Source organism: Pseudomonas sp. IT-P218 (genome assembly GCF_949767605.1).
Lineage (GTDB): Bacteria > Pseudomonadota > Gammaproteobacteria > Pseudomonadales > Pseudomonadaceae > Aquipseudomonas > Aquipseudomonas putida_AE.
Genome location: NZ_CATKQQ010000044.1, coordinates 451,531 through 472,127 on the forward strand (window position 1 = coordinate 451,531; position 20,597 = coordinate 472,127).

Below are 20,597 nucleotides of genomic sequence, written 5' to 3' on the forward strand. Positions count from 1 at the left end.
GGAGACTTCCATGACATGCACCTCAAACAAAATCGAACTTGCCGCCCCGACACTGGCGCAGTCCCACAAGGCCGGGATCAACCTCGCCTCGGCCGCGCACTTGCTGATCGAGGTGCCACCCTACCCCGGGATGGACGAAGGCGACCTGATCGAACTGTTCTGGGACAACTGCTACGTCGCCTCGAGGGCCCTGAAGGCCAATGAGATCGGCCAACCCGTTCAGCTACGGGTACCCGAGAGCTTTATCGCCAGTGGCGCTTCTCGCGTTCACTATCGAATCATGCAAATAGGGCAGGCGCCGATCGTATCGCCCGCCCGGCGGCTGCAGTCAAAACTCGAGTGCCCCGGTGGACAGCCTACTGCGCTGACTGGCGACGAGAACCAGAGCCTGGCACCGGTAAAACTTCCCGGAACGATTTGCCGGCAGGGGGTGAATCCCAACCAGATCAAGCGCGGCGTGCCAGTCACCATCGAGCCGTACCTGAACATGGCCGCCGATGACGAAATCACCCTGCGCTGGGGCGATGCCCGAATGGATTTGCCGCCACTCAAGGAGAGTGATGTGGGCCAGCCGATTCAGATCTGGGTGCCACCGGCGATCATTCTCGAAGCCGGCGAAGACCTGCGCCTGGAGGTGACTTACTGCATCCTTGATCGTGTCGGCAACAATTCGCGCTGGGCGCCAGCACGGGCGTTGAAGATTGGTTGTGCCAATCCCTATCTCAAGGTGCCGAAAAAAGAACACCTCAAAGCCGCCGAACGACGAAAGTGATGAGGAGCAGCTTGACCTTCTATACATATTCCTAAAAGTTAGTTCAAAAAACATTTATACACGTTTAGGGTATATAAACCGGACCACCGGACATTCTTGTTTTCGTTCGCCGCACCCCGCGGTGTTTCCATGAGATGTGAGGTAGGTATGGTCCGGAACACGATCACCCCAGTGCAGATCGCCAGGGCATTGCGTGTAGCCAAGGAGTGGCACTGATGTCCAGTCTGGCTGATGCAATCGTCCAGAGTGACCTGGACATCGCCCCCTTGTTGTTGCCCGCGCACGTGCTGCGCAACGATGCCCAGGCCATCAAGGCCGCCCATGAGCTGGCGCAAGTCGCTCGCCTGCAGGCTGCCCGGCGCGACCAGCAGCGCAAGCTGCCGTGGTCGGAAATCGAACAATTCACCCGCAGCGGCCTGGGCAGCATCGCCATTCCCCGCGAGTACGGCGGCCCGCAGGTTTCATTTGTCACCCTGGCCGAGGTGTTCGCGATCATTTCCGCGGCGGACCCGGCCCTGGGGCAGATTCCGCAGAACCAGTTCGGCATTCTCAACCTGGTGCTCGGCAGCGCCACCGAGGCGCAGAAAAAACAGCTGTTCAAGAGCGTCCTGGAAGGCTGGCGAATCGGCAATGCCGGGCCGGAACGCGGTGCTAAAAACACCCTGGAACTCAAGGCGCGCATAAGCGCCGACGGTGATGGGTTTGTCCTCAACGGGCAGAAGTTCTATTCCACCGGCGCGCTGTTCGCGCATTGGGTCGCGGTCAAGGCGCTCAACGATGACGGCAAGCAGGTGCTGGCCTTCGTCCGTCGCGGTACACCGGGACTGCGCATCGTCGATGACTGGTCCGGTTTCGGCCAGCGCACCACCGCCAGCGGCACCATTTTGCTCAACAACGTGCGGGTCGATGCCGAGCTGGTGGTGGACAACTGGAAGATCAATGAAAAACCCAATACCCAAGGCGCCGTCTCGCAGCTGATTCAAGCCGCCATCGACGCCGGTATCGCCCGTGGCGCCATCGACGACGCCATCGAATTCGTCAAAACCCGCGCCCGGCCATGGGTCGACGCCAACGTCGAACGGGCCAGCGATGACCTGTACGTGATCGCCGACATCGGCAAGCTGAAAATCGAACTGCACGCCGCCGAAGCACTGCTGCGCAAGGCCGGGCAGGTGCTCGACCAGGTGAGCGCCGCGCCGCTCACCGCCGAGTCTGCCGCCCGCGCCTCGATTGCCGTGGCCGAAGCCAAAGTGCTGACCACCGAAATCTCGTTACAGGCCAGCGAAAAGCTCTTCGAGCTGGCCGGCAGCCGCGCCACCCTCGCCGAATTCAACCTCGACCGCCACTGGCGCAACGCCCGGGTGCACACCCTGCACGACCCGGTGCGCTGGAAATATCACGCGGTGGGTGCCTATTACCTGAACGGCACTTTGCCCGCTCGCCATTCCTGGATCTGACGACCAGACATCTGGAGAAACACATGACCCTTTCTCAACACGTCGCGGTCATCACCAGCGATGAGCAAGCCCTGATCGTCGCCAGCGACCTGGCCGAAGATTTCAAACGCGACAGCGCCCTGCGCGACCGCGAACGCCGTTTGCCACACCCGGAACTGGAAGTGTTTTCCCGCTCGGGCCTGTGGGGCATCAGCGTGCCCAAGGAATACGGCGGCGCCGGCGTTTCCAACGTCACCCTGGCCAAGGTCATCGCCCTGATCGCCCAAGCGGATGGCTCCCTCGGGCAAATCCCGCAGAACCATTTCTACGCCCTCGAAGTACTGCGGGTTAATGGCAGCGAAGAGCAGAAAAAACGTCTGTACGCCGAAGTATTGGCCGGTCAGCGATTCGGCAATGCCCTTGCCGAACTGGGTACCAAAACCGCCCACGACCGCGTCACCCGCCTGACTCGCGATGGTGACGGCTATCGCATCAACGGTCGCAAGTTCTACGCCACCGGCGCGATCTACGCGCAGCGCATCCCGACCTCCGTGATCGATGAAAACGGCGTGCAGCAACTGGCGTTCGTTCCGCGCGACAGCAAAGGCCTGACCGTGATCGACGACTGGAGCGGCTTCGGCCAGCGCACCACCGGCAGCGGTTCAGTGGTGTTCGAAGATGTCTTTGTTGCCGCCGAAGACGTGATCCCGTTTCAAAGCGCGTTCGAGCGCCCGACCCCGGTCGGCCCGCTGGCGCAGATTCTCCATGCCGCCATCGACACCGGCATCGCCCGCGCGGCCTATGAAGATGCGCTGCATTTCGTGCGCACCAAGACCCGGCCGTGGATCGACGCCACCCATGAAAAAGCCACCGACGACCCGCTGACCATCAAGAGCTTCGGCCACTTGAGCATTCGCCTGCACGCCACCGAAGCCTTGCTGGAGCGCGCCGGGGAATTCCTCGACAAGGCACAGGCCGACACCAATGCCGAAAGCGTCGCCGCCGCGTCGATTGCCGTCGCCGAAGCCCGGGCGATCAGCACCGAAATCTCCCTCGCCGCCGGCACGACCTTGTTCGAACTGGCCGGCAGCCAGGCCACCCTGATCGAGCACGGCCTGGATCGCCACTGGCGCAATGCCCGGGTGCACACACTGCACGACCCGGTGCGCTGGAAGTACCACGCGGTCGGCAACTACTACCTGAACGATGAAAACCCGCCGCTACGGGGGACCATCTGATGGCCGACGCGAAAAAGAAGATCCTGCTCAACGCGTTCAACATGAACTGCATCGGGCACATCAACCATGGCCTGTGGACGCATCCACGGGACACCTCGACCCAGTACAAGACGATCGAATACTGGACCGAACTGGCGCAACTGCTCGAGCGCGGGTTGTTCGACGGCTTGTTCATCGCCGACATCGTCGGCGTCTACGACGTGTACCAGAACTCGGTGGATGTGCCGCTCAAAGAGTCGATCCAGCTGCCGGTCAACGACCCGCTGCTGCTGGTCTCGGCGATGGCTGCCGTGACCAGAAACCTCGGCTTCGGCCTCACTGCCAACCTCACCTACGAACCGCCGTACCTGTTCGCCCGGCGCATGTCGACCCTGGATCACCTGAGCCGCGGTCGGGTGGGCTGGAACATCGTCACCGGCTACCTCGACAGCGCCGCCAAGGCCATGGGCCTGAGCGAACAGGTCGAGCATGACCGCCGCTACGACCAGGCCGATGAATACCTGCAAGTGCTCTACAAACTCTGGGAAGGCAGCTGGGAAAACGGCGCGGTGCTCAACGATGCGCAGCAACGGATCTATGCGCAACCGGAAAAAGTGCACAAGGTCGAGCACAAGGGCGAGTTCTATCAGGTGGAGGGTTATCACCTGTGCGAGCCCTCACCGCAGCGCACCCCGGTGCTGTTCCAGGCCGGCAGTTCCGATCGCGGTCTGCTGTTTGCCGGGCGACATGCCGAATGCGTGTTCATCAGCGGGCAGACCAAGGCGTCGACCAAGGTACAGGTGGACAAGGTCCGCGCCAGCGCCGTCGAGGCCGGGCGCAATCCCGAGGACATCAAGGTGTTCATGGGCTTGAACGTGATCGTTGGCGCGACTGAAGAACTCGCTTGGGCCAAGCACGCCGAATACCTGGGCTACGCCAGCGCCGAGGCGGGAGTAGCGCATTTTTCGGCCTGCACCGGGATCGACTTTTCCGAGTACGCCATCGACGAACCGATCCAGTACGTCAAGAGCAACGCGATCCAGTCCGCCACCAAGAACCTGCAGAACAACGACTGGACCCGACGCAAATTGCTCGACCAACACGCCCTCGGCGGACGCTACATCACCCTGGTCGGCTCGCCTGAACAAGTGGCCGATGAGCTGGAATCGTGGATCGCCGAAACCGGCCTGGACGGTTTCAACCTGACGCGGATCGTCACGCCGGAAAGCTATGTGGATTTCATTGAGCTGGTGATTCCGGAGCTGCAACGGCGCGGGTCGTACAAGACCGCCTATGACAACGGGTCCTTGCGCGAAAAGCTGTTTCATGGCGAGGCGCATTTGCCTGGCCAGCATACCGGCTCTGCCTACCGACGCTAAAAGCATCGCCAGCAGGCTAGCTCCCACATTTGGAATGCATTCCCACTGTGGGAGCCAGCCTGCTGGCGATGAGGCCTGACCAGACAACACAAAACTCATGCACTGACTGGAAAACTACCATGACAAAAAAACTCCTGAACCACCCAGTCAAAGCACTGGCCCTGGCCCTCGGCCTGTTCAGCTGCGCAGTGTTCGCCGCCGACGCCCCACTGAAAATCGGCACCACCGCCGCCTTCGCCATTCCTCTCGAAGCGGCAGTAGAAGAAGCCGGCAAACAAGGCCTGAAAGTCGAGCTCGTAGAGTTCACCGACTGGATCGCGCCCAACGTCAGCCTCGCTGCCGGCGACATCGACGTGAACTACTTCCAGCACATCCCGTTCCTGGAAAACGCCAGGAACGCCTCCGGCTTTGACCTGGTGCCCTTCGCCCCGGGGATCATCAACAACGTCGGCCTCTACTCGAAGAAATACAAAAGCTTCGACGAGCTGCCACAAGGCGCCAGCGTGGCCATCGCCAACGATCCAATCAACAGCGGCCGTGGCTTGCAGCTGTTGGCCAAGGCCGGGTTGATCACGCTCAAACCGGGTGTCGGCTACAAGGCCACCGAAGAAGACATCATCGCCAACCCGAAGAACATCAAGATCCTGCAGGTCGAAGCCGTGCAACTGGTGCGCGCCTATGACGACGCTGATCTGGTACAGGGCTACCCGGCCTACATCCGCCTGGCGAAAACCTTCGACGCCGGCTCCGCCCTGCTGTTCGACGGCCTCGACCACAAGGAATACGTGATCCAGTTCGTGATCCAGCCGAAAAGCAAAACCGACCCGCGCCTGATCAAGTTCGTCGACATCTACCAACACTCGCCGGCCGTTCGCGCAGCCCTGGATAAAGCCCACGGCAAGCTCTACCAAGCCGGCTGGGAGAGCTGAGCATGACGGCAGCCACGCAACGGCGACTGGACATTCCAGCGCTCAAGAATGCTGACCAGACCGAACTGCACCCGGCACTCAATCGGGCCCATGTGCGCTTCATCGGCCTGGGTAAAACCTACGACGGCAAGCAAGGACCGGTGGCGGCGCTGCAAGGCATCGACCTGGCGATCCAGCGCGGTGAGGTGTTCGGCATCATCGGCCGCAGCGGCGCCGGCAAGTCGTCGCTGATCCGCACCATCAACCGCCTCGAACAACCGACCTCGGGTCGCGTGCTGATCGATCAGGTGGACATTGGCGAGTTCGACGAAGACCGCCTGGTGGCGCTGCGTCGGCGCATCGGCATGATCTTCCAGCACTTCAACCTGATGTCGGCCAAGACCGTCTGGCAGAACGTCGAGTTGCCGCTGAAAGTCGCCGGAGTGCCGAAGGAAAAACGCGAGCAGAAGGTGCGTGAACTGCTGGAACTGGTCGGCCTGCAGGGCAAACACAAGGCTTACCCGGCGCAGCTTTCCGGCGGGCAGAAACAGCGCGTCGGCATCGCCCGCGCGCTGGTGCATGACCCGGCGATTTTGCTGTGCGACGAAGCCACTTCGGCACTGGACCCGGAGACCACCCAATCGATCCTCGGCCTGCTGCGCGAGATCAATCAGCGCCTGGGCCTGACCATCATCCTGATCACCCACGAAATGGCGGTGATCCGCGAGATCTGCGATCGCGTGGTGGTCCTGGAGCATGGACAAATCGTCGAACAAGGCCCGGTCTGGGAAGTCTTCGGCAACCCGCAGCATGAGGTCAGCAGGACCCTGCTCGCGCCACTGCAACACGCCCTGCTGCCCGAGCTGCAAAGCCGCTTGCATCAACAAGCGCAGTCTTCGGAGGATGCCGTGGTGCTGCGCCTGCAATTCACCGGAACGGCCCATGCCGAACCAGACCTTGCCGCGCTGTTCGCTGCACTCGGTGGCCGCGTGCGTCTGTTGCAGGGCGGTGTGGAACGGATTCAGGGGCACGCGCTGGGGCAACTGCTGCTGGCGGTGACCGGCTCGCCTCTCGGCGCCGACGCATTGCGTCAACGCGCCGGCCAATGGGCGCAACAGGTGGAGGTACTGGGTTATGTGGTTTGATCGCTTGCTGCAAGGCTTCATCGACACCTTCCTGATGGTTGGCGTGTCGTCGTTGATCGCACTGCTGGCGGGGATTCCGCTGGCGGTGATCCTGGTCACCAGCTCCAAGGGCGGCATCTACGAAGCCCCGGCGCTGAACCGCGCACTGGGTGCCTTCGTGAACCTGTTCCGCTCGATTCCGTTCCTGATCCTGATGGTGGCGCTGATCCCGTTCACTCGGTTGATCGTCGGTACCACCTATGGCGTGTGGGCGGCGGTGGTGCCGTTGACCATCGCTGCCACGCCGTTCTTTGCACGCATCGCCGAGGTCAGCCTGCGCGAGGTCGATCATGGTTTGATCGAAGCGGCGCAGGCCATGGGCTGCCGACGTGGGCATATCGTCTGGCATGTGCTGTTACCTGAGGCGCTGCCGGGGATAGTCGGGGGCTTCACCATTACCCTGGTGACGATGATCAACTCATCGGCCATGGCCGGGGCGATTGGGGCGGGTGGCTTGGGGGACATTGCGTATCGGTATGGGTATCAGCGGTTTGACAGTCAGATCATGCTGACGGTGATTGTGTTGCTGGTGGCGTTGGTGGCGGTGATTCAGTTGGGTGGGGATAGGTTGGCTCGGGGGTTGAACAAACGCTAGATCAAGATCAAAGGATCGCAGCCTTCGGCAGCTCCTATAGGGAATGTGTACACCCTGTAGGAGCTGCTGAAGGCTGCGATCTTGGCGATATTTCGTACAAGAAAATCGGCAATTCTGAAGGCTAAATCCCTTTCCTTTGCAGGACGTTTCCTAGATTATTCCGCTCGCTTGCGCCTGCCAAATTCCGTGGTTAGTCTCGGTCCGTCACTGCTCATCAGTGATCGGGTTTAGTAGCCCGGAACAATAGGCGCATAGCGTTTCCATGCTCATGTCGGCACTTTGCCGCATGCGGAATATGGTGGCTGTGCGTGGGGCACCTTCGGGTGCACCGGTTTTCCTATTGACCGGCCTACTAACCTGCGTACAGCCGCCACCCAATCGTTTAGTAGGCGATACGTAAGGCCATCGCTGGCAAGCCAGCTCCTGCAGATGACCGACGCGATCATTGTAGGAGCTGGCTTGCCAGCGAATGGCTGCGCAGCAGCCCCAGGCTTGATGGCGTATATTCGGCAAATCCCTATTGCCTGCGCAGCCAACCATGAAACAGACCCCCGACGACCTCGAACAGATCACGTCCACCACCCTGGGCCATTACAACTCGGTGGCCGAAGGTTTCCGCGAAGGCACCCGCGATCACGATGTTAGCCAGAACATCGACGCGCTGTTGCGGCATATCCAGGGTAAAGCGCCGTTCGACATTCTCGATTTTGGCTGTGGTCCCGGTCGCGACTTGCAGACGTTTACGCGAATGGGCCACACAGCGGTCGGTCTCGACGGATCGGAGAAGTTTGCGCAGATGGCCCGGGAGGACAGCGGTTGCGAAGTCTGGCAGCAGGACTTCCTGAAGCTGGATTTGCCGGACGAGCGTTTCGACGGGATTTTTGCCAATGCGGTGCTGTTTCACATCCCGCGCCAGGAGTTGCCTCGGGTGTTGAAGGAGCTGCGTGCGGCGTTGAAGCCGAAGGGTGTGTTGTTCAGTTCCAATCCCCGTGGTGAGAATCAGGAAGGCTGGAACGGGCCGCGGTATGGGGCGTATCACGATCTTCAGGCGTGGCAGCAGTTGCTGACCGAGGCGGGGTTTGTGGAGCTGGAGCATTACTACCGGCCGGCGGGGCTGCCGCGGGAGCAGCAGCCTTGGTTGGCGAGTGTGTGGCGCAAGCCTGCGTAGCCAGTGCGGACGCCATCGCCAGCAGGCTGGCTCCCACAGTTGATCGCATGCACCTGTGGGAGCCAGCCTGCTGGCGATGAGCGCGCAGCGCTCGCCTTACTGCACTTCTTTCTTCGGCTCTTGGATCCTGTACCAGGCCACATACAACGCCGGCAAAAACAGCAGCGTCAGCAAGGTGGCGACAATGATCCCGCCGATCATCGCGTAGGCCATCGGCCCCCAGAACACCTCCCGGGCGATCGGGATCATGCCCAGGCTCGCCGCCGCGGCGGTCAGCAGGATCGGCCGGCGACGATGTTCGGTGGCTTCCACCACGGCATCCCAGGGTGACGACCCTTGCGCCACGAACGCGTCGATCTGGGTCACCAGGATCACCGAGTTGCGGATGATGATGCCGATAAGCGCCAGGATGCCGAGGATCGCCACGAAGCCCATCGGCGTGCCGGTCGGCACCAGCGCCAGCACCACGCCGATCAGGCCCAGTGGCGCGACGCTGGCCACCAGGAACATCTTCTGCACGCTGTGCAGCTGGATCATCAGGAAGGTGGCCATCAGGAACACCATCAACGGTACGACCTGGTTGATCGGCCCCTGGGCCTTGGCGCTCTCCTCCACCGTACCGCCCGTGGCGACCTTGTACCCCGCCGGCAACGAGGCGGCGAATGTGTCGATGTCCGGCTTGAGCAGTTTCACCAGGTCGGTGGGCTGGATATCACCGATCACCGCGGTCTTGATGGTGATCGTCGGCTTGCGGTCACGACGCCACACCAGCGGTTGCTCCAGCTCGTAACGCACAGTGGCAAACGCCAGCAGCGGAATCGAGGTGCCGCCCGGGGTGAGGATCTGCAGGTTCTGCAGGGTTTCCGGCGAACCCCGTTCGGCGTCCACCGCGCGCCCGACCACGTTGATCAGGTAGATGTCGTCGTCGACCTGGGTCACCGTGGAACCGCTGACGATACTGTTCATCAGGTTCGCCACGTCTTCGGACGACAAGCCAAGCTGGCGCGCCTTGTCCTGGGCGATGTCGATGCGTAGCACCTTGCCGGGCTCGTTCCAGTCGTAAATGATCTCGCCGATGTGCGGGTTCTTGTCCAGCACGGTTGCCAGATCGATGGCGTGCTTGCGCACCTGGTCGATGTCCGGGCCGCTGACGCGGTACTGGATCGGCCGCCCCACGGGCGGGCCCATCTCCAGTGCCTGGACGAAACTGCCGATGCCGACGAAGTCTTTGCGCAGGCGCTCACGCAGGCGATCGCTGAGGGCTGTGCGCGTCTCGAAGTCCTTGGCGACGATCACCAGCTGTGCGTAGTAAGGGTTCTGCAGTTGCTGGTCGAGGGGCAGGTAGAAACGAATCGCGCCCTGGCCGATGTAGGTACTCCAGCGCACGATGTCGGGGTCGCCCTTGAGGGTCGCTTCCAGCTTGTCCACGGCTTTGCGGGTTTCATCGATGGAGGCGTTTTGCGGCAGGTTCAGGTCCACCAGGATTTCCGGACGATCCGAGGCCGGGAAGAACTGGTTCTGCACAAAGCGCATGCCGACAACCGACAAGGCGAATATCAGCATGGTGATGCCAATCGCCAACCAGCGATTGCGCATGCTCCACAGCAGGCCGCTATTGAAGGCCCGCCCCAAGCGCCCTGGCTCGGCCGAGTGCGGCTTAACATTGACGCTGAGGATGTGCACGCCGATCACCGGGGCGAACAGCACCGCCACCACCCACGAGACCATCATGGCCACGGCGATCACCGCAAACAGGGTGAAGGTGTATTCACCGGCCGAGCTGCCATTGAGGCCAATGGGGACAAAACCCGCCACCGTCACCAGGGTGCCGGTAAGCATCGGGAACGCGGTCGAGGTGTAGGCAAAGGTCGCGGCCTGCTCCTTGGTTTCGCCCAATTCCAGGCGCGAGACCATCATCTCGACCGTGATCATTGCGTCATCCACCAACAGGCCCAACGCGATGATCAGCGCACCGAGGGAAATCCGCTGCATGGTGATGCCGCTGTATTCCATGAACACAAACACCATCGCCAGTACCAGCGGGATCGAGCACGCCACCACCAGGCCGGCGCGTACGCCGAGGCTGATGAAGCTGACCACCAGCACGATCACCACGGCTTCGAACAAGGCACTGGTGAACCCGCCAACGGCGGCTTCCACCACCACAGACTGATCGGACACGTTGTGCACGCCGACGCCCACCGGCAGATTGGCCGTCAGCTCGCTGATGCGCTGGTGCAGGGCCTTGCCGAAGTCCTGGATGTTGCCGCCCGTTTGCATGGCAATGGCCAGGCCAATGGCGGGTTGGCCATTGAAGCGAAACTCCGGCGTCGACGGGTCGACGTAGCCACGCTGGATGTCGGCAATGTCGGCCAGGCGATAGAAGCGATCATTAAGGCGCAAATTGACGTTGGCCAGATCCTTCTCGGAAATGAACTGCCCGGACGTGCGCACGGAAATCCGCTCGGGACCGGCTTCGATGACCCCGGCCGGGGTCACCGCGTTCTGGGCCTGCAGGCTTTGTACGACTTGCTGTTCGTCGATACCCAGCGCCGCCAGCTTGCGGGTCGAGAAATTCAGATAGAGCACTTCGTCCTGCTGGCCGACCATTTCGATCTTGCCCAGGCCCGGCACACCGCGAATCTCTGCGCGCGCCTGCTCTACGTAGTCGCGTAACTGACGCAGCGACAGGCCGTCGGCGGTAAAGGCGTAGATCGAACCGAACACGTCGCCGAACTCGTCGTTGAACGAAGGGCCCTGGATGCCCTGGGGAAACGAGTAGCGAATGTCGCCGATCTTCTTGCGCACCTGGTACCAGATTTCCGGAATGTCCTTGGCCTTGGTGGTGTCGCGCAAGTACACGTAGACCGTGGATTCGCCGGGACGGGTGTAGCTTTTCACGTAGTCGAGGGAATCAAGCTCTTCGAGTTTTTTCTCGATACGGTCGGTGACCTGCTTGAGGGTTTCTTCCTGGTTCGCACCCGGCCAGCGGGTCTGGATCACCATGGTCTTGATGGTGAACGACGGGTCTTCCTCGCGTCCCAGGTTGAGGTACGAAAACACGCCCATCAACAGTGAGACAAACATCAAATACCAGACGAACGACTGATGCTTGAGGGCCCATTCGGATAAGTTGAAACTCCCTTTCATTGTGGGCTGCCCTCGTCGACTTTCACTTTTTGCCCCGGCTTGAGGCTGTTCACACCGGCACTGACCACTCGCTCGCCGGCCTTGATATCGTTGGCCAGCACCACCGTGCTGTCCGTGCGTCTGACGATGCTGACATCCCGTGGGGAAACGGTTTGCGTCTGCGCATCGATGACCCAGACGCGGTTTTTACCATCGACCTCCTGCAAGGCGCTCAGGGGCAGTTCGATGCGCGGCTTGACCGCGCTCTTCAAGGTCACGCTGATCGCCGTGCCGAGACGAAATGCGGGCGGCGTCTCGGTCAGCGTCAGGCGCGCGCGGCGTGTGCGCGTTGCGCTTTCGGCCTGGGGCTCGATTTCACGCACGGTGGCCGTGGTGGTAATGCTCGGGTTCAGTTGCGAGGCGACCTGAAACACCACGTCGGCGGGCAACTGCTCGATCAGGGTGTCGGGCAAGTCAATCACCGCTTCCTTGATGTCCGGCTGCGCCAGGGTCACCACCTGCTGGCCCGCGGTGACGACTTGCCCGGCTTCGGCAGCCCACGCCGTGACCACGGCCTTGTGATCGGAGCGCAACTCAACGTAGTTGAGCTGATCCCTGGCCTGGCTGACCGCGGCCTTGGCCTGGTCGAGCGAGGCCTGGGTGGTTTTCAGATCGGTAATTGCACTGTCGAGTTGCGCCTGTGAGCCCACCCCGCGATCGAACAGTTGTTGCTGACGCCGGGCGCTGGCCTGGGCATTGATGAGCTGCGCCTGGATACTCGCCAGGTCGCCTTCGGCCGAACGCAACTGGTTCTGCTGGTCGGTGGGGTCGAGCGTGGCGAGCAAGGCACCTTTTTCGACTTCGGCACCGACATCGACGCTGCGACTGGCAATGCGCCCCGGCACGCGGAAGCCGATGTTGCTTTCATAGCGGGCCTGGATGCTGCCAGCGAATCGCCCCAGGTTTTCTTCGTCGAGGGCTTTGACCTTGATGGACAGCACCGGACGCACTGGCTCCGGAGCGGGTTCTTCTTTCGAGCAGGCCGCCAGCATCACACTGGCGAACACCAATAGCAGGCGCTTCATGGCTGAGCCCCCGCAGTCAGGTCCTTGTAGGTGTCTTCGGCGATTTCCACCTTCACACCGGGGTGCAGCAACTGGCCCCCGGCGATCACGACTTTTTCACCGCCGGTGAGCCCGGCGCTGATGATGACTTTACCGGTCAGGTAGCGGCCCACCGTGACGTTGTGCAGTTGCGCCTTGCCTTCGCCATCCACCAGCCACACCGCCGGCTGGCTGATGTTTTTGGTCAGCGCCGACCACGGCAGCTCCACGGCGGATTTGCCCCGGGTATTGGCGGTGGCACTCACCACCGAACCCAACTGCATGCCTGGCGGCAAGGCGTCGAGGGTGACCTTGACCTGCACCGTACCGGTTTGCTCGGAGACGGCCGGGGTCACTTCGCGCACGGTCCCGGTGGTCTTGATCGCCGGGTTATCCAGCAGGCTCACCACCACCGCTCGATCCGACGGCGGCTCGGCCAGCAGCGATTCGTAGACGTTGAACACCGCATCGCGGTCGCCGTCCCGGGCCAGGCTGAAAATCGGTACCGTGGCCTGCACCACCTGGCCAACCTCGGCCTGGCGTGCTGTTATCACGCCCGGCGCGTCGGCAATCAACGCGGTGTAGCTCAGCTGTTCACGGGCGTTGGCCAGTTGCGCCTGGGCCGCCGCCAGCGAACTTTGGGTGCTGCGCAAGGCCGCCTGGGCGGAATCGTATTCGCTTTGGCTGGTATAGCCCTTGGGCAAGAGTTTTTGCTGGCGCACGAAGGCGGCGGCGTTCTGTTTGACCTTCGCCTGCTCGGCGACCACCTGGGCCTGGGCCGAATCCACGTTGGTCTGCAGGTCCTTGGGATCGAGCCTGGCAAGCACCTGCCTGGCCGAAACCCGGTCGCCGACATCCACAGTACGCTGGATGATCTTGCCCCCGACGCGGAACGACAGCTCGGTTTGCACCCGGGCCTGGACATCGCCGGTCAACGTGATGTTGACGGCGTAGTCGGCCAGCTTGACCTCCTGCACGAAAACCCGTGGCCGATCCTTCTCGACCGGCTTTTCTTTGTCGCAAGCACTCAGCAAAGCCAGGAGGCTCAAGCCAAGCGCTATTTTCAATCCGGGAACAGCCATGCAGACTCCTTTGCGTTTAACGGGCGCGATTCGTCTGTCAGCTTAGAACAGGGTTTAATCTTCGCCTACGCAATAATCATCATTTCCACTGCAGGAGCTGCCGCAGGCTGCGATCTTTTGCGTTTGAATGATAAAGATCAAAAGATCGCAGCCTGCGGCAGCTCCTACAAGGTCACAGGGAACGTCCTTCATGCTAAAAACCCTCGCGGTGGCCAATTACCGCTCGATCAATAAACTGGTGATTCCGCTGGGCCGGCTGAACCTGATTACGGGCCCCAACGGCAGTGGCAAATCCAATCTCTACCGCGCGCTGCGCCTGCTGGCGGAAACCGCCCAGGGCGGTGTGGTCAATGCATTGGCCCGCGAGGGGGGACTGCATTCGACCTTCTGGGCCGGTCCGGAAACCATCAGCCGGCGCATGCGCAATGGCGAAGTGCCGATCGAGGCGACCGTGCCACGGGGCGTGAAGCGCCTGCGGCTGGGATTTTCCGGGGAAGACTTCGGTTACTCGATCAGCCTCGGGCTGCCCGACTCCAACGGTCACTTCATGCTGCCCGGGCACAGTACGCCTATTCCGTCGCGGTTCAGCCTCGACCCGCAGATCAAGCGCGAGTGCCTGTGGGCCGGGCCGTTCTATCGGCCAGCGAGCCTGCTGGTGGATCGCGACGGCCCGCTGATCCGCGCTCGGGCCAACCGCAGTTGGGACGTGCTGGCTCAACACACGCCGAATTTCGACAGCCTGTTCGATCAGGTCGGCAGCCTGCGTACCTCGCCAGAAGTGCTGGAAATGCGCGAGTTCATCCGCCGCTGGCGCTTCTACGATCACTTTCGCAGCGACGCCGACGCCCCGGTACGACAGCCGCAACTGGGCACCCGCACGCCGGTGCTGCACCACGACGGCAGAGACCTGGCGGCGGCGTTGCAGACCATCATCGAAATCGGTGACCCCGAGGCATTGCGCAACGCGATCAGCGACGCCTTTCCCGGCGCGCGCCTGCACATCGAGCCGCTGGCCGGCGGGCGTTTTGCTATCGAGTTTTATCAGGAAGGACTGTTGCGACCGTTGTCGGCAGCCGAGCTGTCGGACGGCACCTTGCGGTATTTGCTGCTGGTGGCGGCGCTTCTGACGCCCAGGCCGCCGACGCTGATGGTGCTGAACGAACCGGAAACCAGCCTGCATCCGGATCTGCTGCCGGCGCTGGCGCGCTTGATCATCCGCGCGTCCGCACAGTGTCAGGTGTGGGTGGTGTCCCATGCGCGGCGGTTGATTTCGGCGTTGCAGGAAGATCCTGAATGCAATTGCATCGTACTGGAGAAGAATCTCGGGCAAACCGGGATTGTTGGGCAGCGGATGCTGGATGAGCCGGCGTGGTATTGGCCGGATTGACCGGCCAACCTTTCTGATGTGCCTTCAGATAGAGCGACGAATGTTGGCCGCTCTGGGAGCTGGTTGCTGCGCAAGGAGCTCGATAGAGCTCGAAGGCACCCGCCCCTTGTTCGTCACAAAACTCATCAAGTCAGCTTCAGTCCCGGGCTTTTTCACAGCCCAATAAGTCCCCACTCTCGATGCTAACGCCAACGTTGTCAGCCCTAAAGTGACATACCCCAGTATTGCGCCTGCCTCAGGTTTATCGGCGATTGCCACAGCGGCACTTGCAACCCCCACCAGACCTGTGGTGAGTATCGCGTTACTGGCCGTCACCGTGCTCGCTGCCGCAAAGGCCTGTCTGGCCGGTAATTTTCTCAATGCACCCAATCTCAAGGCATCCTTGGCCAAGTTATAGGCGGGGATGGGACGGGACATGCCCAGTCGCACATTCAACACACTCATCATGCTTGCGATCAATCGGCCTATTTCGGCAAACCGCCCCGTCGGATCACTGAGATTTACCGGATCCCCCAAACAATACGCATACGAATTCAACTCGCCCTGCCCAAACGGACTCAGCCGGTCAGGGCTGTTGAAACGCATCAGCACCGGGTTGAACGCCCGATGCCCGTTACCCAGCAAATAATACCCGGTCACCGGGTCAAGACGTTCGCCGTTAAAGCCGAGAAGACTGCTCAGACCGCTTTCCACCCGATGATGACCATAAGCTGTGTAGACCTGTGGCAACGGCCCCACCGAATCAATCAGCTGCAACACGGAGCGCTGTTGATCGGTGGCCAGCAACTGGCTCTTGAGGGTGTCGTTCTCGCTCGATTGCACGGCGAGCAGTTGCTCGCCGTGCTGAAATACAGAATGACTGGTCTGTCCCTGCCTTTCCGTTACCAGATGCTGATGACGATAGAAGCGTTGCACGCTGGCCTGGTCGGCGCACTCGAGCCCTGTGATCTGGTCCAGCGCGTCATAGTGATACCGACACATAGGGGTAGGTACAGCTGTCATCGCGGGAGCCTCCTGGTCGAAGGCCAATCTTGCACCCATACCGGAGCCTCGGGCACCTAGCAGAACTGCTAGGTGCCGAGTGGTTTTAATGTGCGGTTACGCACTTGGATCGTTCCCACGCTCTGCGACTGGAGGCATTCCCACGCAGAGCGTGGGAAGATAAAAAAACGCCGACGCTCTATCAGCCGTCGGCGTTGAAAACCTTGAAGAGGTTTACCTGGTGAATCAGAACGCTGGCAGTACCGCGCCGCTGTACTTCTTCTCGATGAATGCTTTCACTTCCGGGCTGGTCAGGGCCTTGGCCAGTTTCTGGATGGCGGCGCTGTCCTTGTTGTCTGGACGGGCTACCAGGAAGTTCACGTATGGCGAATCCGGACCTTCAATGATCAGCGCGTCTTTCGCCGGGTTCAGGCCCGCTTCCAACGCGTAGTTGGTGTTGATCATGTCCAGGTCGACCTGATCCAGCACACGCGGCAACATGGCCGACTCAAGCTCCTTGAACTTGAAGTTGTGCGGGTTCTTGGCGATGTCTTTTGGCGTGGACACGGCGTTTTTCGGGTCTTTCAACTCGATCAGGCCAGCCTTCTGCAGCAGGATCAGGGCACGGCCGCTGTTGCTGCCTTCGTTAGGAATGGCAATGGTCGCGCCGTCCTTGAGCTCGGCCAGGGTTTTGACTTTTTTCGAGTAGCCACCGAACGGTTCAACGTGAACACCAATCACGGTGACCAGGTTGGTGCCTTTGCCTTCGTTGAAGCTTTTCAGGTATGGCAGGGTCTGGAAGTAGTTGGCGTCCAGACGCTTCTGGTCGACCTGAACGTTCGGTTGAACGTAGTCGGTGAAGACTTTGATTTCCAGGTCCACGCCTTCTTTGGCGAGGCTTGGCTTGATCAGTTCAAGAATCTCGGCGTGTGGAACCGGGGTCGCCGCCACCACCAGTTTCTCGCCAGCCTGGGCCAGGCCCGCAGTCAGGGCAGCCGCCAGTGCGGTGAACAACAGAACCTTTTTCATGCAGTGTCCTTATCGAAAATCACGGTCGCTTGTGGCGACGGCTAGATATTTAAGTGCCAGTGAAGTGCTATCGCTGGCGTGACGCGGACAATACCGGGATTTTTTATTCCCGAACAATATCTTTTATTCACTTTCATATTCCATTTTGTTCATACAGCTCTGGCCCACACATTCAACAGTAGGAGCTGGCTTGCCAGCGATGGCGTCCGACCAGAAAAACCGCGTAAGCCCAATCGCGAGCAAGCTTGCTCCTACAGGAGGGCGGTGTGTTTCAGGAGTTGTTTCAAGGCTGCTTTTTCGGCGACGGAGCCGTTGCCGAGGATCTGTCGGAGTTGCCGTTCGATTTGCGCCAAACCTTCATCAGGCAAATTCAAATGCTCCGGCAGGATCTCGTCACCGGTACTCACCAACAGCGCAAAGTGAATGACGTTTTCCAGCTCCCGGGTATTGCCCGGCCAGCTGTGTCTCTCAAGCACCGCTTGTGCGGCCTCGCTGATCAGTGGCACTGGCAGGTCCAGGCGCTGGCTGTAGATGCCGAGGAAATATTCGGCCAGGGACAGGATGTCACCCACCCGCTCGCGCAGGGCCGGCAGTTCGAGCTGGCCTTCGCTGAGATAGTGGTAGAGCCGCTCATGGAATTTTCCGGCGGCAACCGCCTGGGCCAGGTCGATGCTGGTGGCGGCGACCAGGCGCACGTCCACCGGGCTTGGTTGATGCGCACCAACGCGGGTCACTTCGTGGTTTTCCAGGGCGGCGAGCAATTTGATCTGGATCGGCAGTGGCAGGTCGCCGATTTCATCCAGATACAAAGTGCCGCCGTTCGCCGAACCGAACCACCCGGCGCGACTGCTGGCCGTGCCGCTGAAACTGCCGGCGGCATAACCGAACAATTCGGCATCGGCGTAGGTCGGGCTGATTGCCCCGCAGTTGACCGAGACGAACAATCCACCGCGATCACTGGCGCGATGGATGTGCCGCGCCAGCAGCTCCTTGCCGCTGCCGGTTTCCCCACGGATCAGCACCGAGATCGAGCGCGGCGCCAGTTGCTCCAGCTCCTGGCGCAGTTGCCGCGAACGCGGATCGACGAATACCAGCGCCTTGGCGCGGATGCTCAGGGGACTTTTTTCCGCATCGGGAAAGGTCAGCAGCGGCTGGCCGAAGGTTTCAAAACTCATGGCAGGCTCCCGCCCAAATCCGCCAAAGGACGGGGGCGTTGAAAAAGACAAAAGGGTCAGGCGCGGCGCAGGGCGTGGTGTTCCATGCGGTTTTGCAGACGATAGAGATAGGCAAAACCCTGCTCCCAACGCTGATGACCCGACTTCACATTGATGTGCCCGGCACCTGCGAGGATCCCTGCTTCCGCGCCCCAGTTACGCGCCAGTTCCAAAGCCCGCGGCGCGCTGACGGCGCTGTCGTTGTCGGAGCTGACGACCTGGCTTGGGAATGGCAGCAGGTCGGTGGGGATCGGTGCGAAATTGCGCAGCGCCGGGGCGCATGCCGGGCGCTCGACGTCCGCCGGCGCGACCAGCAGGGCGCCACGTACCTGACGCAGAAACTGCACGGGTGCGGTCGCCGCCCAATGCGCGACGGTGATGCAGCCAAGACTGTGGGCGATCAGGATCACCGGGGTACTGTCGGCGGCAATCGCCTCGGCCAGTGCCGCCACCCAGTCTTCACGACGCGGCGTCAGCCAGTCGGCCTGCTCCACCCGTGCGCTGTTCGGCAGGCTGTTCTGCCAGTGGCTTTGCCAATGATCTTCCGGCGATCCTTGCCAGCCCGGCACAATCAGGTAGCGAATGGATTCGTTGCGCATGGGGAGCTCTCCTGCTGCGTGTCTGTTCCTGATCGAGTATAGGGACGGGATTTATATTCGTTAAGGAATAAGAAGCTATTTATTAAGACCTATATAGAATATTAGCCGCGCTCAACTGTAGGAGCTGGCTTGCCAGCGAAGGCGTCGCGCCTGACACACCGCTTTCGCTGGCAAGCCAGCTCCTACAGGGGTGATGTGTTTGACAGAAATAAAAAAAGGGCCGCACCCTGCCAAGGAGACGGCCCCGGAAAATCGAAAATCTTTCAGCGCGCGGTGATCACCGACAACTTGGTAATACCTGCCCGCTCAATGGACGCCATGGCCCGTGCCACTTCGCCGTAATTCACCCCGTCGTCGGCCTGCAATTGCACCCGAACCTCCGGGTCCTTGGCCTTGGCCGCTTGTAGATTGAATTCCAGCAAATCGGGCTGGATTTCATCCTTGTTGATAAACAGCTTGCCGGCCCCGTCGATGCTCACCACTAGCGGGTCCTTCTGCTCCACCGGCGCCACGGCTTCGGTCTTGGGCAGGTTGATCGGGATCGCGTTGGTCAGCAGCGGCGCGGTGACGATGAACACCACCAGCAGCACCAGCATCACGTCCACCAGCGGTGTCACGTTGATCTCGCTCAGCACCTCATCACTGTCTTGCGTGGAGAAGGCCATATCAGGACGCCTCCTTCACTTTCTGCGCGTTACCCGATGCCGCGCCTTTGTGCGCCGTCGGGTGGATCAACACGCGGAACGAGCTCTTCTGCGCCAGGCTGTAGAAGTCGTGGGCAAAGTCGTCGAGGTCCGCCGCCGTCAGCTTCAAACGGCGCAAGAAGTAGTTGTAAACCAACACCGCCGGTACCGCGACGGCGATCCCCACACCAGTGGCCACCAAGGCTGCACCGATCGGCCCGGCCACCGTTTCCAGGCTCGCCGAGCCCGCCGCGCTGATGCCCTTCAACGCCTCCATGATTCCCCACACCGTACCGAACAAACCAATGAACGGCGACGTACTACCGATACTCGCGACCACCGCCAACCCGGTTTCCAGCGAACGGCGCTCGCGCACGATCTGCTGACGCAAGGCCCGCTCAAGGCGATCCTGATGATTGATCGCCTGGCTCAAATCCGCTGCGTGTGGCGCCTCGCCCACCTGGATCGCCGCATAACCGGCCTGTGCCACCCGCGCTGCAGCGCCGGGCTGGGTTTCGGCCAATTCCGCGGCCGAATCAAGACTGGAGGCGGCCCAGAACTGCTTGTGAAACTTTCGATCCTGGGCCTTGAGGCGACCGAACTGCACACCCTTGAGCAACGCCAGGCCCCAAGTGGCGACAGAAAAAACCACCAGCAGCCAGATCACCGCGCTTTCGATGGATTCGAGTGGAGATGCCAATAACGTCATGGTGAATTCCTCATGTAAACGT

18 protein-coding genes are annotated in these 20,597 nt (G+C 61.2%); 9 read left to right on the forward strand and 9 right to left on the reverse strand.

Going from position 1 to position 20,597, the window contains the following annotated elements; translation table 11 throughout:
• Positions 1-10: 10 nt before the first annotated feature.
• The 8 genes from ACM6I6_RS22435 (at position 11) to ACM6I6_RS22470 (ending at position 8,659) form a co-directional block, all read left to right on the forward strand.
• Positions 11-772: a hypothetical protein gene (locus ACM6I6_RS22435; RefSeq protein ID WP_323626544.1), complete on the forward strand. Its 762-nt coding sequence runs from the start codon at positions 11-13 to the stop codon at positions 770-772.
• A 215-nt stretch (positions 773-987) separates the two neighbouring features.
• Complete coding sequence (locus ACM6I6_RS22440) at positions 988-2,229, forward strand: SfnB family sulfur acquisition oxidoreductase (RefSeq protein ID WP_414920722.1); 1,242 nt, start codon at positions 988-990, stop codon at positions 2,227-2,229.
• A gap of 23 nt (positions 2,230-2,252) precedes the next feature.
• On the forward strand, positions 2,253-3,446 hold the full coding sequence (locus ACM6I6_RS22445; protein WP_406591380.1) for an SfnB family sulfur acquisition oxidoreductase: 1,194 nt from the start codon (positions 2,253-2,255) through the stop codon (positions 3,444-3,446).
• Positions 3,446-4,804: an LLM class flavin-dependent oxidoreductase gene (locus ACM6I6_RS22450; protein ID WP_414920723.1), complete on the forward strand. Its 1,359-nt coding sequence runs from the start codon at positions 3,446-3,448 to the stop codon at positions 4,802-4,804. Before ACM6I6_RS22445 ends, ACM6I6_RS22450 begins: the two co-directional genes overlap by 1 nt.
• A 119-nt stretch (positions 4,805-4,923) precedes the next feature.
• Complete coding sequence (locus ACM6I6_RS22455; protein ID WP_323606556.1) at positions 4,924-5,733, forward strand: MetQ/NlpA family ABC transporter substrate-binding protein; 810 nt, start codon at positions 4,924-4,926, stop codon at positions 5,731-5,733.
• A 2-nt stretch (positions 5,734-5,735) separates the two neighbouring features.
• On the forward strand, positions 5,736-6,857 hold the full coding sequence (locus ACM6I6_RS22460) for a methionine ABC transporter ATP-binding protein (RefSeq protein ID WP_414920724.1): 1,122 nt from the start codon (positions 5,736-5,738) through the stop codon (positions 6,855-6,857).
• Entirely contained in the window at positions 6,847-7,491 is a 645-nt protein-coding gene (locus tag ACM6I6_RS22465; protein ID WP_008057629.1) for a methionine ABC transporter permease, read from the forward strand. Before ACM6I6_RS22460 ends, ACM6I6_RS22465 begins: the two co-directional genes overlap by 11 nt.
• A gap of 538 nt (positions 7,492-8,029) precedes the next feature.
• On the forward strand, positions 8,030-8,659 hold the full coding sequence (locus ACM6I6_RS22470) for a class I SAM-dependent methyltransferase (RefSeq protein WP_323608064.1): 630 nt from the start codon (positions 8,030-8,032) through the stop codon (positions 8,657-8,659).
• Between the two features lie 96 nt (positions 8,660-8,755).
• On the opposite strand, the gene ACM6I6_RS22475 is transcribed toward ACM6I6_RS22470, so the two are convergent.
• Genes ACM6I6_RS22475 through ACM6I6_RS22485 form a run of 3 tightly spaced genes read right to left on the reverse strand, consistent with a single transcriptional unit; the run spans position 8,756 to position 13,973 of the window.
• Positions 8,756-11,809, reverse strand: coding sequence for an efflux RND transporter permease subunit (locus ACM6I6_RS22475; protein WP_274075068.1), 3,054 nt, complete (start codon positions 11,807-11,809; stop codon positions 8,756-8,758).
• Complete coding sequence (locus tag ACM6I6_RS22480) at positions 11,806-12,873, reverse strand: efflux RND transporter periplasmic adaptor subunit (protein WP_274075067.1); 1,068 nt, start codon at positions 12,871-12,873, stop codon at positions 11,806-11,808. Before ACM6I6_RS22480 ends, ACM6I6_RS22475 begins: the two co-directional genes overlap by 4 nt.
• Positions 12,870-13,973, reverse strand: coding sequence for an efflux RND transporter periplasmic adaptor subunit (locus tag ACM6I6_RS22485; protein ID WP_274075066.1), 1,104 nt, complete (start codon positions 13,971-13,973; stop codon positions 12,870-12,872). The genes ACM6I6_RS22480 and ACM6I6_RS22485 overlap by 4 nt, the downstream gene beginning before the upstream one ends.
• A 190-nt stretch (positions 13,974-14,163) precedes the next feature.
• On the opposite strand from ACM6I6_RS22485, the gene ACM6I6_RS22490 reads away from it, so the two are divergent.
• Positions 14,164-15,360, forward strand: a complete 1,197-nt coding sequence (locus ACM6I6_RS22490; protein WP_274075065.1) for an AAA family ATPase — start codon at positions 14,164-14,166, stop codon at positions 15,358-15,360.
• Positions 15,361-15,384: 24 nt separating this feature from the next.
• Here ACM6I6_RS22490 and ACM6I6_RS22495 read toward each other — a convergent pair whose 3' ends face one another.
• The 6 genes from ACM6I6_RS22495 to ACM6I6_RS22520 form a co-directional block, all read right to left on the reverse strand.
• Complete coding sequence (locus ACM6I6_RS22495; RefSeq protein ID WP_414920725.1) at positions 15,385-16,362, reverse strand: RHS repeat-associated core domain-containing protein; 978 nt, start codon at positions 16,360-16,362, stop codon at positions 15,385-15,387.
• A 225-nt stretch (positions 16,363-16,587) separates the two neighbouring features.
• The gene (locus tag ACM6I6_RS22500; protein WP_323608065.1) at positions 16,588-17,370 is read right to left on the reverse strand and encodes a MetQ/NlpA family ABC transporter substrate-binding protein; all 783 of its coding nucleotides are present in this window, start codon (positions 17,368-17,370) and stop codon (positions 16,588-16,590) included.
• 251 nt (positions 17,371-17,621) lie between these two features.
• Positions 17,622-18,545 carry a sigma-54 dependent transcriptional regulator gene (locus ACM6I6_RS22505; RefSeq protein ID WP_323608066.1) on the reverse strand — a complete coding sequence of 308 codons (924 nt, stop codon included), beginning with the start codon at positions 18,543-18,545 and terminating at the stop codon, positions 17,622-17,624.
• 56 nt (positions 18,546-18,601) lie between these two features.
• Positions 18,602-19,183, reverse strand: coding sequence for an alpha/beta hydrolase (locus ACM6I6_RS22510; RefSeq protein WP_007972928.1), 582 nt, complete (start codon positions 19,181-19,183; stop codon positions 18,602-18,604).
• Between the two features lie 263 nt (positions 19,184-19,446).
• On the reverse strand, positions 19,447-19,848 hold the full coding sequence (locus ACM6I6_RS22515) for an ExbD/TolR family protein (RefSeq protein WP_034148436.1): 402 nt from the start codon (positions 19,846-19,848) through the stop codon (positions 19,447-19,449).
• A gap of 1 nt (position 19,849) precedes the next feature.
• The gene (locus ACM6I6_RS22520; RefSeq protein ID WP_274075061.1) at positions 19,850-20,575 is read right to left on the reverse strand and encodes a MotA/TolQ/ExbB proton channel family protein; all 726 of its coding nucleotides are present in this window, start codon (positions 20,573-20,575) and stop codon (positions 19,850-19,852) included.
• Positions 20,576-20,597 lie beyond the last annotated feature (22 nt).